We start from the raw sequence: 15404 nt of genomic DNA on the forward strand, positions 1-15404 counted from the left end.
CAAGGGTAGTCTGTGCGGTCGTGTCCACCTCTCTGGCGGTAGTTCGGTTGGACCGGGATCTGCCGATGCCGGCCCGTGCTCACGACGGCGATGCCGGCGTCGATCTGTTCAGCGCGATCGACCTCGAACTGGCCCCCGGTCAGCGCGAATTGGTGCCGACGGGGATCGCCGTCGCGATTCCGCACGGCATGGTCGGCTTGGTGCATCCGCGATCGGGATTGGCCATCCGCGTTGGCCTTTCGATCGTCAACGCGCCCGGGACCGTCGACGCCGGGTACCGCGGTGAGATCAAGGTGGCGCTCATCAACCTCGACCCCAGCGAGCCCATCATCGTGAAACGCGGTGACCGGATCGCGCAGCTGCTCGTGCAGCGGGTCGAGTTGCCCGAGCTGGTCGAGGTCACGTCGTTCGACGAGGCGGGGCTGGCTGACACCTCACGTGGCGCGGGCGGCCACGGTTCCTCCGGCGGACATGCGAGTTTGTGATGGCATTCGAGTTCAACCCCGAAGAAGACGGCCCCTTCGACATCGAGGACTTCGACGACCCGGCCGACGCCGAGGCGGCCCGCCTGGACCTGGGTGGCGTGCTCGTCCCGGTGCCCGACGGTTCGCAGCTCAACGTCGAGGTCAACGAGCAGGGCGTGCCGAACGCCGTCTGGATCATGACGCCCAACGGGCGGTTCTCCGTGGCCGCGTACGCCGCACCCAAGACCGGCGGGCTGTGGCGTGAGATCGCCGCGGAACTGGCCGAATCGCTGCGCAACGACAACGCGCAGGCGCGCATCGAAGACGGGCCGTGGGGCCGGGAGGTCGTGGGCCTGCCGGTGCCGCAGCCCGGCCAGCCGCAGGTCGTGATGCGTTTCATCGGGACCGACGGCTACCGGTGGATGGTGCGCTGTGTCGTCGTCGGCACCGAGGAGACCATCGACGCCATCGCCGACGAGGCGCGAACCTCGTTGGCGGACACCGTGGTTCGTCGTGGCGACACCCCGCTGCCGGTTCGCAGCCCGCTGCCGGTGCAGCTGTCCGAGCCGCTGCTGGAGCAGCTGCGCGCCGCGGCCCAGCAGATGGCGCAGCAGCAGATGGAGCAGGCTCAGCAGGCGCTCGAACAGCTGCAGCAGCAGTTCGGGCAACAGCAGCCCGAAGGGGAGCCCGACGCCCGTCGCAGCGAGCAGGGCTCGGCCATGCAGCAGCTGCGCACCCAGCAGATGGGCACCATCACAGGAGGCTGACGGCCTCCCGCAACGCGGCCACACAGGCGTCACCGAGCACTGTCGGCTCTTCGCCCATCGCATCGAGGGTGACGGTCCGCAGCGCGGCCCGGGGAGCCGCCACGGCCCACTCCGCGGCGACCGCGACGGGGTGCACGGCGTCGTCGACCGCCCCGGCGACACCCATCGGCACCTGCAGCTCGGCGAGCTGTTCGCGCGTCGGCCCGCCATAACCGGCCGCTTCTTCCATCGCATCCGGCAGGCCGGGCCACTGTGCCGTCCACGACCGCGTCAGTTCATCCGCGAGCCAGGCCGGGCTGCCCGCGCGCATGCCGGCGACCGCCGCATCGAGCCCGATCTCGCGTAGTTGCTGCGCCGAGTAGCGGGCGGCCTGGGCGGCCGGCGCGCCGTCGGACTCGCCGGTCCAGGCGGGCAGGGCGGCCAGGACGGCGATGCACTGTTCGGGATGCTTGAGCGCCCAGTTCGTGGCGACCGCAGCGCCCAGGGACACGCCGCCGACGATGATCGGGCCGTGTTGCGCGGCGGCGTCGAGCGCCTCGACATAACCGGCGATCAGGTCGCCCGGCAGCGGCCGCGGGGCGATCACCACGGCACCCGCTTCGAGCAGGGCGCCGCCGAAGGCCCGGCGGATGTAGTCGTCGTCCGATCCCGTCCCGGGCAGCAGTACCGCGGTCATCCCCTGCAAGTTGGCCGTCATCCCTCGATGGTGCCCGGCGGCCGGGACGGCGCACGCAAGGGGGTCCGGGCGGCCGTGCCGTCCAGTGAGCGGGATAACGAAGATATATCCCGTGCCGAAATGGCGAATCGGAACCAAGAGGTCTAGCGTGACGTTGGTTAGATAGCGGGTCCACGGTGGATTCGCAGCAAGTCTCAGGAGAGACCATGGCTACGGCGGAAGGCTATTTACGCCGACTCACCCGGCGGCTTACCGAGGACCTCGAACAGAGCGATGTCCAGGAGCTGAACGACGAGGCCCTGAACACCGGCGCCATGCGAGCGGTGGACTGCACGCGCGGACAGGAAGTGACGATGGTCGGCACGCTGCGGTGTGTCGAGACCAACGGCAAGGGCTGTTCGGGCGGCGTGCGAGCCGAGCTGTTCGACGGCACCGACACGGTCACGCTGGTCTGGTTGGGTCAGCGGCGTATCCCAGGCATCGAATCCGGGCGCACCCTGCGGGTGCACGGACGACTCGGCAACTTGGACAGCGGGGCCAAAGCGATCTACAACCCGCATTACGAGATTCAGAAGTGACCTTCCCCGACAAGGGGACCGCGAACGACGCGCAGGCCGAAGCCGACATCGAGGCCCAGCAGGATGACGGCGACGCCAAACTGACGGCGCACGTCCTGCTGGAGCAGATGGGCGGCCTGAGCGGCCTCATCTATTCGTCCCTGCCGGTCCTCGTTTTCGTCCCCGTCTCGAGCTTTTTCGGGCTGACCGCCGCGATCTACGCAGCGCTCGGCGTCGCCGCCCTGGTTCTCATCTGGCGGCTGGCGCGGCGCGAATCGGTGCAGCCGGCGGTGTCGGGCTTCATCGGCGTCGGGATCAGCGCGCTGATCGCCTACGTGATCGGCGCCTCGAAAGGCTATTTCCTGCTTGGCATCTGGTCATCGCTGATCTATGCCGCGGTGTTCGCGATCTCGATCCTCATCCGGCGCCCCCTGGTCGGCTACGGCTGGAGCTGGGTCACCGGACACGACCGCAGCTGGCGCGACGTCCGGCGGGCGGTGCTGGCGTTCGACATCGCGACCGCGGTGTGGGCGCTGGTGTTCGGGGCACGCTTCCTGGTCCAGAACCACCTGTACGGGCTGGACCAGACGGGTCTGCTCGGGGTGGCCCGGATCGCCATGGGCTGGCCGCTCACCGCGGTCGCCGCGCTGGCGTCCTACCTGGCCATCCGGACGGCCCAGAAGGCCATCCGCGACGCCGAACACCACGTCACCGAGGATTAGCCCGGATTCAGCACCTGGTTGCGCAGCTCCTGCTCGACCTCGGCCACCGCGACGAACAGCAGTTCGTCGCCGCCCTCGAGCGGCTCGTCCGATTCGGGCACGATGACGCGCGGGCCGCGCAGGATGGTCACCAACGTGGCATCCCGGGGCAGTTGGAGTCGCTTGACGGCCTTGCCGCCCCAGGGTGTGTCGTCGGGCAGCGTGATCTCGACCAGGTTGGCCTGGCCCTTGCGGAAGCTCATCAGCCGGACCAGGTCGCCCACCGACACGGCTTCTTCGACCAGCGACGCCAGCATGCGGGGCGTCGACACGGCGACGTCGACGCCCCAGCTGTCGTCGAACAGCCACTCGTTGCGCGGGTCGTTGACGCGGGCCACGACGCGGGGGACCGCGAACTCGGTCTTGGCGAGCAGGCTCACCACCACGTTGGCCTTGTCGTCGCCGGTGGCGGCGATGACGACGTCGAACTCATGCAGCTTGACGGACTCGAGCAGCGAGATCTCGCAGGCGTCGCCGAGGCGCCACTGCGCCGCGGGGACGGCGTCGACGTCGATGTGGTCCGGATTGCGTTCCAGCAGCGTCACCTCGTGGTGATCGACCAGTTCCCGCGCGATGGAGCGGCCGACGGCGCCGGCGCCCGCGATTGCGACCTTCATGTGCGCTCCTAGTGGCTTTCGACGTCGTCGCCGGGCGGCAGTGATGCGATGGCGATGGCTTCGGCGACACGGCCCGACACCGCGGCCATGTACACCTGATCGCCGGCCTGGATGACGGTCTTGGCGTCGGGCAGCACGCCGCTGCCGAACCGGATGAGGAACGCGACGCGGCCGCCGGTCGCGCCTTCCAGCGCGGTGACGCGGTAGCCGACCCAGTCCTCGTGCAGGGACAGTTCGGTGACGCCGACGTTGCCCGACGGATCGCGCCACTTGGTGGTCTCGGTCTCGCGGGTCAGCAGATTCAGCAACCGGTCGGTGGTCCACGGCACGGTCGCGATGGTCGGGATGCCCAGCCGCTCGTACACCGCCGCGCGCTTGGCGTCATAGATACGCGCCACGACGCGCTGCACACCGAACGTCTCGCGCGCGACGCGCGCCGAGATGATGTTCGAGTTGTCACCGGAGGACACCGCGGCGAAGGCACCGGCCTCTTCGATACCGGCCCGCTCCAGCACATCCCGGTCAAAACCCATGCCCAGCACGCGTTCTCCGGGGAATTCCGGGGACAGCCGGTGGAACGCCGTCTTGTCCCGGTCGATCACGGCGACCTCATGGCCGATGCGGGCCAATCCGTCCGCCAGCGATGCGCCAACGCGGCCGCAGCCCATCACGACTACTCGCACCAGCCGATCCTTTCTGGGCCGGAAGCCGGCCCTGAAGCGAATTTCATGCCTCAGCTCAGTCCGAACGCTACAACCCGGGCCCTTGGGGCTTACCCTTGGCTCTCGTGTCCAAGCTTTCGACCGCGACGCGCCGGTTGGTCCTCGGCCGACCCTTCCGAAGCGACAAGCTCGCCCACACGTTGCTGCCCAAACGTATCGCTCTTCCGGTGTTCGCGTCGGATGCGCTGTCGTCGGTGGCCTACGCGCCGGAGGAAATCTTCCTGGTGCTGTCGGTCGCCGGTCTGTCCGCCTATTCGATGGCGCCTTGGGTCGGTCTCGCGGTGGCCGCAGTCATGCTCATCGTGATCGCCAGTTACCGGCAGAACGTGCATGCCTATCCGTCCGGCGGCGGCGACTACGAGGTGGTCACGACCAACCTCGGGCACACCGCGGGGTTGACGGTGGCGAGCGCGCTGCTGGTCGACTATGTGCTGACGGTCGCGGTGTCGACGGCGTCCGCGATGTCCAACATCGGATCGGCCGTACCGTTCATCGCCCAGAACAAGGTGTTGCTGTCGGTCCTGGCGATCCTGATCCTGGCGTCGCTGAACCTGCGCGGCATCCGGGAATCGGGTACTGCCTTCGCGGTTCCCACCTACGCCTTCATGATCGGCATGTACATCATGTTGGCCTGGGGCTTCATCCAGATCTTCGTGCTGGGCCACCCGCTGCGGGCCGAGTCCGCCGGTTTCACCATCAAGTCCGAGCACGGCGACGTGCTGGGCTTCGCGATGGTCTTTCTCGTGGCCCGGGCGTTCTCGTCGGGCTGTGCCGCCCTCACGGGTGTGGAAGCCATCAGCAACGGCGTGCCGGCGTTCCAGAAGCCCAAGTCGCGCAACGCCGCAACGACGCTGCTGCTGCTCGGCGCCATCGCGGTGTCGTTGTTCATGGGCATCATCGTGCTGGCGAAGCAGATCGGCCTGAAGATGGCCGACAGCGTCGACCAGCTGGAGGGCGCGCCCGCCGACTACCACCAGAAGACGGTCGTCACCCAGCTGGCCGAGGCGGTGTTCCAGGGCTTCCCGGTGGGGCTCTATCTGATCGCCGGTGTCACGGCGCTGATCCTGGTGCTGGCCGCCAACACCGCGTTCAACGGTTTCCCGGTGCTGGGCTCGATCCTGGCGCAGGACCGCTACCTGCCGCGGCAGCTGCACACCCGCGGTGACCGGCTCGCGTTCTCCAACGGCATCCTGTTCCTCGCGTTCGCCGCCATCGCCTTCGTGGTGGCGTTCAACGCCGAGGTCACGGCGCTGATCCAGCTGTACATCGTCGGCGTGTTCGTGTCGTTCACACTGAGCCAGATCGGCATGGTGCGGCACTGGAACCGGTTGCTGCGCACCGAGACCGAAGCGTCCGAGCGTCGCCGCATGCAGCGCGCGCGGGTCGTCAACACCATCGGATTCATCTGCACGGGCGCCGTGCTGCTGGTGGTCATCGTGACGAAGTTCCTGGCCGGCGCGTGGATCGCGATCCTGGCGATGAGCCTGCTGTTCGTCCTCATGAAGGCGATCCACAAGCACTACGACACCGTCGCCCAGGAGCTGCGCTCCCAATCGGGGCCGGACGAGGACGTGGTGCTGCCCAGCCGAAACCACGCCGTCGTGCTGGTGTCCAATCTGCACCTGCCGACGCTGCGGGCCCTGGCCTACGCGAAGGCGACCCGCCCGGATGTCCTGGAGGCCATCACCGTCAGCGTCGACGACGCCGAGACCCGCGAGCTGGTGCACAAGTGGGAAGACAGCGACGTGTCGGTACCGCTCAAGGTCATCGCCTCGCCGTACCGCGAGATCACCAGGCCCATCCTCGATTACGTCAAGCGCATCACGGCCGAGTCGAAGCGCACCGTCGTGACGGTGTTCATCCCGGAGTATGTGGTGGGCCACTGGTGGGAGCACATCCTGCACAACCAGAGCGCGCTGCGCCTCAAGGGCAGGCTGCTGTTCATCCCGAATGTGATGGTGACTTCCGTTCCGTGGCAGCTGAATTCGTCCGAGCGCGTGAAGGTGACCATGACGCCGGGCTCGGCGCCCGGTGACACCCGACGGGGCATCATCGAGTGAGTGAAGTAACACTGACCGTGGGCCCGCCGGCCAACGGTGGCAGCTGCGTCGCGCGCCACGACGGCCGCGTGATCTTCGTCCGCCATGCCCTGCCGGGCGAGGTGGTGCGCGCCGAGGTGACCTCCGAGCGCGGGTCGTACTGGCACGCCGACGCTGTCGAGGTGCTCGAGCCTTCGCCCGACCGGGTGGCATCACTGTGCGCGATCGCCGGTGCACAGGGATCCGGTTGCTGCGACCTGGCTTTCGTCGATCCCGCCGCGGCGCGGCGGCTCAAGGGCGAGGTGGTGGCCAATCAGCTGGCGCGCCTCGGCGGCTATGAGGCGGGCGACCTCGTCGCCGAAGAGGTCGGCACCGTCGGCCCGACCGGGTGGCGTACCCGGGTGCGCCTGGAGGTCGGCGCGGACGGCCGCGCCGGGTTCCACCGGTATCACAGCGACGAACTGGTGACCGACCTGTCGTGTGCCCAGGTGCCGGCCGGGATGTTGGACGATCTGCCGTTGCAACCGCCCGGCGCGCACCTGCATGTCGTACTCGACGACGCCGGACACCGGCACGTCGTGCGGTCCGTTCCGCACGCCAAGAAGGGCGCGGGAAAGAACGCCAAACGCGGCCTGACCGAGGTGGTCTCGGGCGAGTACGAGGCCGTGCAGCGCGTCGGCGATCGGGAATGGCGCGTGCCCGTGACGGCGTTCTGGCAGTCCCATCGTGACGCCGCCACCACCTACAGTGCCCTGGTCGCCGAGTGGGCGGAGCTGTCCGAGGGCCAGACGGCATGGGATTTGTACGGCGGCGCAGGCGTTTTCGCGGCGGCACTGGCCGGCGCGGTGGGGGAGTCGGGTCGCGTGCTGACGGTCGACACGTCGCGCGGATCGGCGCGCGCCGCCCGGGCCGCGCTGGGCGACCTGGGCAGCGTCGAGGTGCTGACCGATTCGGTGCGCCGGGCGCTGGGCACCCAGCGGGTGGCGGCCGACGTCGCGGTGCTGGACCCGCCCCGGACCGGCGCCGGGCACGAGGTCATCGATCAGCTGGCCGCTGCAGGGGTGCCCCGCGTGATCCACATCGGTTGTGAGGCAGCCTCTTTCGCGCGCGACATCGGTCTCTACCGTGGACACGGTTACGAGGTGGCGAACCTGCGGGTTTTCGACTCGTTCCCGCTGACGCACCACGTCGAGTGTGTGGCGCTGCTGACGCGCTAGCGGTTTCACAAGTGGAAGGGCTGCCTGATGGCCACCGTGGATGTGTCTGTGGAATGCGTCATTGCGCGGCCCCGCGGTGTCGTGGCCGCCTACGCCGCCGAACCCGACAACGCCCCACAGTGGTACGTCAACATCCGGTCTGCGAGTTGGGTCACCGCCCGACCGTTGGCGGTGGGGTCGCAATTCACCTTCACCGCCTCGTTTCTGCGCCGGACCCTGACGTACACCTACGAGGTCGTGGAGTTGGTTCCCGACCGCCGTCTCGTCATGCGCACCGCCGAAGGACCATTCCCGATGGAAACCATCTACGAGTGGACCGATGTCGACGCGCAGACCACGCGGATGCGGCTGCGCAATCGCGGTGCGCCGAGCGGTTTCTCGCGCCTCGTCGCGCCGCTGATGGCGGGGGCGATGAAGCGCGCCACCACCAATGACCTCAAGCGGTTGAAGACCATCCTCGAATCGGAGGGCGCGTAGCGGCGCGGTGCGGGCACGCTGTCGGTGCTCGGCCCGGCTGCTAACTTAGCGGACAGGTGTGCCGGGAAGCCTGGTCGGCGCCGTTCAACGCTGCCCAGGAGAGTCCCGATGACCAACCGCAACACGCGCCGGCGCCTGCTGAGCCGGGGCAGCTGGCCCGAAGCCCAGCGGTTCACCGAGATCCTGCGCAAGGAGACCGTCGGCGGCATCCTGCTGTTGCTGGCGGCCGGTGTCGCCCTGATCTGGGCCAATTCGCCTGCCGCGCACAGCTATCACGCACTGTCCGAGTTCGCGGTCGGCCCGGCGTCGTGGCATCTGCACCTGAGCCTCTCGGCCTGGGCGGCCGACGGGCTCCTGGCGGTCTTCTTCTTCGTCGTCGGTGTCGAGCTCAAGCGCGAATTCGTCGCGGGCGACCTGCGCGATCCGGCGCGCGCCGCGCTGCCCATCGCAGCGGCCGTCGGTGGCATGGCGGCACCCGCCGCCATCTTCGTGGGCCTGAACCTGGCGCTCGGGCACCCCGAGAATCTGGACGGCTGGGCGGTGCCGATCGCGACGGACATCGCCTTCGCCCTTGCGGTCCTGGCCGTCATCTCCACACATCTGCCCACCGCGCTGCGCACGTTCCTGCTGACGCTCGCCGTGGTCGACGACCTCCTGGCCATCATCGTCATCGCGTGCTTCTACACCGATCACCTCAATCCCACGGCGCTGGCGCTCGCGGTGATTCCCGGTGGGTTGTTCGTCGCGGCCGTGCAGCGCGGCATCCGGCACTGGTGGCTGCTGTTGCCGCTCGCGGTGGCGACCTGGGCGCTGGTGCACGCGAGCGGCATCCATGCCACGGTGGCCGGCGTGCTCCTCGGGTTCGGGGTACCCGTTCTGGGCAGGCACGCCTCGGCCGAGGCGTTCGAGCACGCGCTGCGGCCGCTGTCCGCCGGGGTGGCGGTGCCGGTCTTCGCGTTCTTCGCGGCGGGCGTCAGCGTCGGTGGTTGGCCCGGCCTGGTGGACGCGATCACCCATCCGGTGACGGGCGGCGTACTGCTGGGGCTGGTGTTCGGCAAAGCCATCGGTGTGTTCAGCACCACATTCCTGCTGGCGCGATTCACCGGCGCCGAACTCGACGAGGGCCTGGGCTGGCTGGACGTCGCCGGGGTGGCGATGCTGGCCGGGATCGGCTTCACCGTCTCGCTGCTGATCGGTGAGCTGGCGTTCGGCACCGGCACGGCCACCGGCGCCGATGCCAAGATCGGCGTGCTCGCCGGTTCGGTGATCGCCGGGATGCTGGCCGCGGTCGTGCTGCTGTCGCGCAACGCCGCCTACCGCCGGATCCACGAACGTGAGACCGCCGACGACGACGGCGACGGTGTGCCGGACATCTATCAGCCTTGACCGGCTCTACCCGTAGTGCGTGCGTAGACTGTCGGAATGCTTGAACAGGTCCGCGGCCCAGCTGATCTGGCGCACCTGTCGCAGCCTCAGCTGACGGAACTTGCCGCCGAGATCAGGGAATTCCTGGTGCACAAGGTGGCCGCCACCGGCGGGCATCTGGGCCCCAACCTGGGCGTCGTGGAGCTGACGCTCGCCCTGCACCGCGTCTTCGATTCGCCGCACGACCCGATCATCTTCGACACCGGTCACCAGGCCTATGTCCACAAGATGCTGACCGGACGGTGCCCGGACTTCGAGACCCTGCGCATGAAGGGCGGCCTGTCCGGCTACCCGTGCCGCGCCGAGAGCGAGCACGACTGGGTCGAGTCGAGCCACGCCAGCACCGCGCTGTCCTACGCCGACGGCCTGGCCAAGGCCTTCGAACTCTCCGGCTACCGGAACCGGCACGTCGTCGCCGTCGTCGGTGACGGCGCGCTCACCGGCGGTATGTGCTGGGAGGCGCTCAACAACATCGCGGCCGCCAACCGGCCCATCGTCATCGTCGTCAACGACAACGGCCGCAGCTACGCGCCGACCATCGGTGGCCTGGCCGACCACTTCGCGGCACTGCGCCTGCAGCCCGGCTACGAGAAGGCGCTGGAGCGGGGCAAGCACGCGCTGCGCGGCGTGCCCGTGGTCGGCGAGTTCTGCTACCAGTGCGTGCACAGCATCAAGGCCGGCATCAAGGACGCGCTGGCACCGCAGGCACTGTTCACCGATCTGGGGCTCAAGTACGTCGGGCCCATCGACGGGCACGACGAGCACGCCGTCGAGGCGGCGCTGCGGCATGCCCGCGGGTTCAACGCGCCGGTGATCGTGCACGTCGTCACCCGCAAGGGCATGGGTTACTCGCACGCGGAGAACGACGAAGCCGAGCAGATGCACTCGACCGGCATCATCGACCCGCACACCGGGCGGTCCACGGCCGAGTCGGTGCTGGGCTGGACGTCGGTGTTCTCCGAGGAGCTGATCAAGCAGGCCACCAAGCGGCGCGACATCGTCGCGATCACCGCGGCCATGCCGGGCCCGACGGGCCTGTCGGCGTTCCGGCAGCGTTTCCCGGACCGGTTCTTCGACGTCGGTATCGCCGAGCAGCACGCGATGACGTCGGCCGCGGGTCTGGCGATGGGCGGCATGCACCCCGTCGTCGCCATCTACTCGACATTCCTGAACCGGGCGTTCGACCAGATCATGATGGACGTGGCGCTGCACAAGCTGCCGGTCACCATGGTTCTCGACCGGGCCGGCATCACCGGCAACGACGGTGCCAGCCACAACGGCATGTGGGACATGTCGATGCTCGGCATCGTGCCCGGCATGCAGGTCGCCGCACCGCGCGATGCCGCCCGGCTGCGTGAGGAACTCGGCGAGGCGCTTGCGGTCTCTGACGGACCCACCGCGGTGCGGTTCCCGAAAGGCGCTGTCGGCGAAGATATTCCCGCCGTCCGCCGCCAGCACGGCGTCGACATCCTGACCGAGCCCGCCGACGGCCTGTCCGACGACGTGCTGCTGGTCGCCGTCGGCGCGTTCGCCCGGATGGCGCTCGTCGTCGCCGACCGGTTGCGCAAGCAGGGCATCGGTGTGACGGTCGTCGACCCCCGCTGGGTGCTGCCGGTCCCGGCGGCCATCGCCGACCTGGCCCGGGCCCACAAACTCGTTGTGACACTTGAGGACAACGGTGTCGCCGGCGGCATCGGCTCCGCGGTCTCGGCGTCGCTGCGTCGCGCCGAGATCGACGTGCCGTGCCGCGACGTCGGCGTGCCCCAGCAGTTCCAGGACCACGCCAGCCGCAGCGAGGTGCTGATGTCCATCGGCCTGACCGACCAGGACATCGCCCGCCAGGTCACCGGCTGGGTCGCCGCCCTCGGCAGCTCGGTCGACATCGCCTCGCAGTAGTAGCCCCCTTATTTCCCGCGAGCGGCCGTGTTTGTACACGGATTCGCGGTGTGTCGCGGGCATTTTGGGGCCGCTCGGCGGCGATCGAGGTACCGCATCTCACCGCGTCTGACGCGGCTGCTCTGGACTAGACTTGTGCGACCAGGGTCAGCCTCGCGCTCACTGTGCACCTAGGCGACGCCACCCTCGGGCGCTGCGTTGGCTCGCACGGTGTTCAGTATCGACACGATGTTGTCGACATCAGCTTCCGTAAACACCTCTTCAGGGCCGGTCGGCGCTTTGTCGGTGTAGGGGGAATCGTAGAGTCGCGCGACGGCGACGACGCCCGTTGCCGTCAGCTCGCTGACGATGAGATTGATGAACCGAATCTGGTCCGCAGTGAAGCGCGATCCGTCGAGGTACGCCCCGAACGCTTCTATCGCTGCGGCACGATCCAGACCGACGAGCGACCTCACGAACAGTCCGAGGCCCTCTACTTTCGCCAAGTCGATGTCGGCCGGATCGCCCACGCCGCTGTCGAGCAGCATGCGCTCCAGAGCGATCAGGTCGTCGGGCGTCAGCGGCTTGTTGCGGTACAGGCGTTGCAGCGTGATGTGGTCGAGATGGGACCTGAGGTACGCCCGCGCTTTCGCTTTGAACCGGTCCCAGTTGGTCCCTGGCGTGACGTTGGGCAGATCGATCAATGTCGTCTCACCGAGTTCGTCCTGAAAGTCGGTGTACACAACAGTCTTTTGAGCGGGGTCCAGGAAGCGGACCAGCGCCCGCACCCGCAGTCGGACGAGTTCGAGCATGGGCAAGGTGACGTCGACCCACCACTCGTCGGCGCAGATGTCGGCAAGGAGAGCCTGTTGCGCGGCCACCGACGGGATCGAGGTCTTGGTCAGCAGTTCCTCGGCGATGTCCTGAACTTTTGTCCGGATCCGTTCAGCGGCAACAGCATCACCGTCGAGTTGCGCCAGTTGGCGGCGCAGGATCAGCAGGTCGAACCGCTTGGCCTGCTCGTCGTTGTCCAGTTCCGAGGAAGGCAGGCCGGCGAGTTGGGTGGCGACGTCGCTCGCAGCTTCATGCGTCAACGACGACCACGCCGGCCATTGCGCGTACTGTTCGACGAGTCGGCGGTGGGGCCGGACCAACACGTTGTCGAGGTTCATGCCGACGACGATCTTGTGCAGGCTCCATGCGGTATCGACGCGAAGGCCGCGTTCAGATTCCGTGCCATGGCCCTCAGGCGGATTCGTCCCGGGAACAGCGGAATCCAGCGCAGTCACCAGCCCGAGGCGGATTTCGAAGAGTCGCTGGTTCAGCGATTTCTGTAGCGAGCCCTGCGTACCGGGCAGGTCTTGATTGAAGAATTCCAGGTTTCTGCAGCAGTCGAAGACGTAGAAGTTCTCCTTGTCCTGTCCGGGCCCGAACAGGTTGGGACGCAAGCGAGTTCCGCGGCCGATCATCTGCCAGAACTTGCTCTTGGATCGGACGTCTTTGAAGAACACCAGATTCACCACGTCCGGTACATCGATGCCGGTGTCCAGCATGTCCACGGAGATGGCGATGTGGGGCGCCTTGTCGGTGATGGAGAAGTCGTCGATGAGGCTCTGCGCACGTTCGGTGCTGTGGGTGATGACGCGTGCGAATGTGCCCGCGTACTCGGGATATTGGGTGTCGAACCGTTGGGCGATGAACTGTGCGTGGGCCTGGTTCTTGGCGAAGATGATCGTTTTGCCGAGTCGGTCGCCGCCGGCGACTTTGTGCCCCTGTGACATCAGCTGCGCCAGGATCTTGTCCACGGTGTCGGCGTTGAACCAGAAGCGCCCCAACTCTTCTGCGGACATCGCGTCCGGGCTGTCGTTGTCACCCCAATCCAATGAATCCCATTCGTCCTTCTGCGCTTCGGTCAGTTCGTCGTAGCGAAGGCCTTGGCGCAGGAATTTGGTGCCCACCGAAATTCCCACGGCGGGAACGAGAAAGCCCTCTTTGACGGCATCGTCGAGGCTGTAGGCGTCTGTCGGTATGCCGTCTTCGAGGTTGAAGAGCCGGTAGGTGTTGTGGTCCACCTCGTCTTTGGGCGTGGCGGTGAGGCCGACGAGCAGGGAATCAAACCACTCGAAGATAGCGCGGTATTTCTGATAGACCGATCGGTGTGCCTCGTCGATGACGACCAGGTCGAAATAGCCGGGGCCGAAGGGGCGCAGACCGTCGTCGACGGAATTGATCAGGTTCAGCATCGTGGGGTAGGTGCTGACGTACACCCGGCCGTCGGTGATCTTCTCGGTCACCAGGTTCACGGTGGTGGCGTTCGGCAGGTGTTCCTTGAATGCGCCGACGGCCTGGTTGACCAGCGCCGTCCGGTCGGCCAGAAACAGCACCCGCTTGACCCAGCCGGCCTCCATCAGCTGCTTGACCAGTGCGATGACGGTGCGGGTCTTGCCCGACCCCGTCGCCATCACCAACAGCGCCTCGCGCTTGTGCGCGGTGAACTCCTCACCGACGCGGCGGATCGCGTGAATCTGATAATGGCGTTCGACGATCGCGGAGTCGATCTCGGCGCCAAGCAGCGGCTTACGGGACGTGCGCCGCGAAATCATCAGGGCCAGTTCGTCGGCCGTGAAGAAGCCCTGGACCTGACGGGGCGGGTAGCCGCCGGCGTCATCCCACATCCAGTGCTCATAGCCGTTCGTGTAGAAGATGACCGGACGCCGGCCGGTCATCTGCTCTAGGCAGTCGGCGTACTGCTTGGCCTGTTCCTGGCCGACGTGCGGGCTCTTGCTGGTTCGCTTCGCTTCGACGACGGCGAGCGGCAGGCCGTCAGCACCCCACAGCACATAGTCGACGTAACCCATCCCGCCGCTGGGCATTCCCGTGACTTCGAACTCGCGGTCCCGCGGTTGGTCGAGCGTCCAACCTGCCTCGGCGAGATCGAGGTCGATGTACTCGGTGCGAGTCTGCGCTTCGTTGTAGTCGCGATCGTCGGGCTGCTGCTTCGCGGCCTGGGCGGCCTTGATCTGCTCACGCAGCGCAGCGATCTCGGCGTCTTTGGCCGCGGCGAGCTCGTCTTTTTCCGCCAGGGCTTTGGCGTGGGCTTCGTCCTGCGCCTTGAACTTCGTGGCCAGCTGGGCGACCTCGTCACGGCTGAGGGGAGCAGCCTTGGCCGCGAGCTTCGGATCGAACGGCAACTTCAGCGGTGCGGCCTTCGGGTAGGCCGAGTGGTGGTAGACGGCCCACACCGTGACGTGGTGGAGCTCCCGCAGGACCGCGAGCGCGATGTTCGGTGCGATCGCGCGCCGTTCGTGCACCGCCGCATTGCCGGCTTTGCGAATCAGATTGAGTTTGTGAACGATTGCCGGCGGCACCTGGGTACTGAACGGACGTTCGTTGATCCGGGCGGCCAGGTCGTCCTTGTAGGGCAGCGGCAGATCCATCACGTCGTAGAGCAGGCCGACGAGTTGTTCGATGGCGCGCCGGCCGTAGATGCAGGCCGAGCGCGGATCGGAGGCCAGGTAGCTCTCGGCGCGGGCGCAGTCGGATTGGATGTCGGGCCATTCAGCGGCACCGACGAATGCGAAATTGCTCATCCGCGCTCAGCCGGAATGTTCATTCACGAACATAGTCGGACTCACAGGGTCACTGTACTGGTAGTGAGCAACATGATCGTCAACTTCTGCCGGTCAATGGTCGAGGTGTTGTCACGATGCGAATTCCTTTGCTGGCGGGCGAACCGAGCAGTGTTGCATGTCGAGCCGACAAGTTGTGACTGATTGGTAGCTCGGTTCAAAAACTAGGACGGCCCGC

General features: G+C 67.4%; 13 protein-coding genes. 9 read left to right on the forward strand and 4 right to left on the reverse strand.

The genetic code is table 11. From position 1 onward, the window contains the following. Positions 1 to 20: 20 nt before the first annotated feature. Complete coding sequence (gene dut, locus VXD91_RS12515) at positions 21 to 485, forward strand: dUTP diphosphatase (RefSeq protein WP_061006033.1); 465 nt, start codon at positions 21 to 23, stop codon at positions 483 to 485. Beyond that, a complete protein-coding gene (locus tag VXD91_RS12520) occupies positions 485 to 1231 on the forward strand; it encodes a DUF3710 domain-containing protein (RefSeq protein ID WP_318984403.1) in 747 nt (248 codons plus the stop codon). The genes dut and VXD91_RS12520 overlap by 1 nt, the downstream gene beginning before the upstream one ends. Here VXD91_RS12520 and VXD91_RS12525 read toward each other — a convergent pair. After that, positions 1218 to 1928 carry an alpha/beta hydrolase gene (locus VXD91_RS12525; protein ID WP_318984404.1) on the reverse strand — a complete coding sequence of 237 codons (711 nt, stop codon included), beginning with the start codon at positions 1926 to 1928 and terminating at the stop codon, positions 1218 to 1220. The genes VXD91_RS12520 and VXD91_RS12525 overlap by 14 nt on opposite strands. Positions 1929 to 2113: 185 nt before the next feature. Between VXD91_RS12525 and VXD91_RS12530 the strand changes: the two genes are divergently transcribed. Continuing rightward, a complete protein-coding gene (locus VXD91_RS12530) occupies positions 2114 to 2485 on the forward strand; it encodes an OB-fold nucleic acid binding domain-containing protein (RefSeq protein ID WP_020101829.1) in 372 nt (123 codons plus the stop codon). A 47-nt stretch (positions 2486 to 2532) separates the two neighbouring features. Beyond that, on the forward strand, positions 2533 to 3186 hold the full coding sequence (locus VXD91_RS12535; protein ID WP_212814837.1) for a DUF3159 domain-containing protein: 654 nt from the start codon (positions 2533 to 2535) through the stop codon (positions 3184 to 3186). Here VXD91_RS12535 and VXD91_RS12540 read toward each other — a convergent pair. Together VXD91_RS12540 and VXD91_RS12545 are read right to left on the reverse strand one after the other, a co-directional pair. Further along, positions 3183 to 3842 (reverse strand): TrkA family potassium uptake protein, encoded by a 660-nt coding sequence (locus VXD91_RS12540; RefSeq protein ID WP_020101827.1) that lies wholly within the window; start codon positions 3840 to 3842, stop codon positions 3183 to 3185. The genes VXD91_RS12535 and VXD91_RS12540 overlap by 4 nt on opposite strands. An 8-nt stretch (positions 3843 to 3850) precedes the next feature. Continuing rightward, on the reverse strand, positions 3851 to 4525 hold the full coding sequence (locus tag VXD91_RS12545) for a TrkA family potassium uptake protein (RefSeq protein ID WP_081633431.1): 675 nt from the start codon (positions 4523 to 4525) through the stop codon (positions 3851 to 3853). A 104-nt stretch (positions 4526 to 4629) separates the two neighbouring features. Here VXD91_RS12545 and VXD91_RS12550 point away from each other — a divergent pair, with 104 nt between their 5' ends. The 5 genes from VXD91_RS12550 to dxs all read left to right on the forward strand — a co-directional run bounded on the left by VXD91_RS12550 (position 4630) and on the right by dxs (position 11618). Further along, entirely contained in the window at positions 4630 to 6624 is a 1995-nt protein-coding gene (locus VXD91_RS12550) for an APC family permease (RefSeq protein WP_318984405.1), read from the forward strand. After that, a complete protein-coding gene (locus VXD91_RS12555) occupies positions 6621 to 7820 on the forward strand; it encodes a TRAM domain-containing protein (protein WP_318984406.1) in 1200 nt (399 codons plus the stop codon). Before VXD91_RS12550 ends, VXD91_RS12555 begins: the two co-directional genes overlap by 4 nt. A gap of 27 nt (positions 7821 to 7847) precedes the next feature. Next, positions 7848 to 8297 (forward strand): SRPBCC family protein, encoded by a 450-nt coding sequence (locus VXD91_RS12560; RefSeq protein WP_318984407.1) that lies wholly within the window; start codon positions 7848 to 7850, stop codon positions 8295 to 8297. Between the two features lie 108 nt (positions 8298 to 8405). Next, on the forward strand, positions 8406 to 9683 hold the full coding sequence (gene nhaA, locus VXD91_RS12565; protein WP_318984408.1) for a Na+/H+ antiporter NhaA: 1278 nt from the start codon (positions 8406 to 8408) through the stop codon (positions 9681 to 9683). Positions 9684 to 9719: 36 nt separating this feature from the next. Next, positions 9720 to 11618: a 1-deoxy-D-xylulose-5-phosphate synthase gene (gene dxs / locus VXD91_RS12570; RefSeq protein WP_318984409.1), complete on the forward strand. Its 1899-nt coding sequence runs from the start codon at positions 9720 to 9722 to the stop codon at positions 11616 to 11618. Between the two features lie 170 nt (positions 11619 to 11788). Here the strand turns inward: dxs and VXD91_RS12575 are convergent, their stop codons facing one another. Then, positions 11789 to 15187, reverse strand: coding sequence for a DEAD/DEAH box helicase family protein (locus VXD91_RS12575; protein WP_346415544.1), 3399 nt, complete (start codon positions 15185 to 15187; stop codon positions 11789 to 11791). Between the last annotated feature and the right edge of the window lie 217 nt (positions 15188 to 15404).

It is taken from the genome of Mycobacterium sp. SM3041 (assembly GCF_039668335.1).
Lineage (GTDB): Bacteria > Actinomycetota > Actinomycetes > Mycobacteriales > Mycobacteriaceae > Mycobacterium.

Excerpts from the sequence above, each read along its gene's own strand:
- VXD91_RS12520 (WP_318984403.1), top strand. The coding sequence starts at position 485 with ATGGCATTCGAGTTCAACCCCGAAGAAGACGGCCCCTTCGACATCGAG.
- VXD91_RS12525 (WP_318984404.1), bottom strand. The coding sequence starts at position 1,928 with ATGACGGCCAACTTGCAGGGGATGACCGCGGTACTGCTGCCCGGGACG.
- VXD91_RS12530 (WP_020101829.1), top strand. The coding sequence starts at position 2,114 with ATGGCTACGGCGGAAGGCTATTTACGCCGACTCACCCGGCGGCTTACC.
- VXD91_RS12540 (WP_020101827.1), bottom strand. The coding sequence starts at position 3,842 with ATGAAGGTCGCAATCGCGGGCGCCGGCGCCGTCGGCCGCTCCATCGCG.
- VXD91_RS12560 (WP_318984407.1), top strand. The coding sequence starts at position 7,848 with ATGGCCACCGTGGATGTGTCTGTGGAATGCGTCATTGCGCGGCCCCGC.
- nhaA (WP_318984408.1), top strand. The coding sequence starts at position 8,406 with ATGACCAACCGCAACACGCGCCGGCGCCTGCTGAGCCGGGGCAGCTGG.
- dxs (WP_318984409.1), top strand. The coding sequence starts at position 9,720 with ATGCTTGAACAGGTCCGCGGCCCAGCTGATCTGGCGCACCTGTCGCAG.
- VXD91_RS12575 (WP_346415544.1), bottom strand. The coding sequence starts at position 15,187 with ATGAGCAATTTCGCATTCGTCGGTGCCGCTGAATGGCCCGACATCCAA.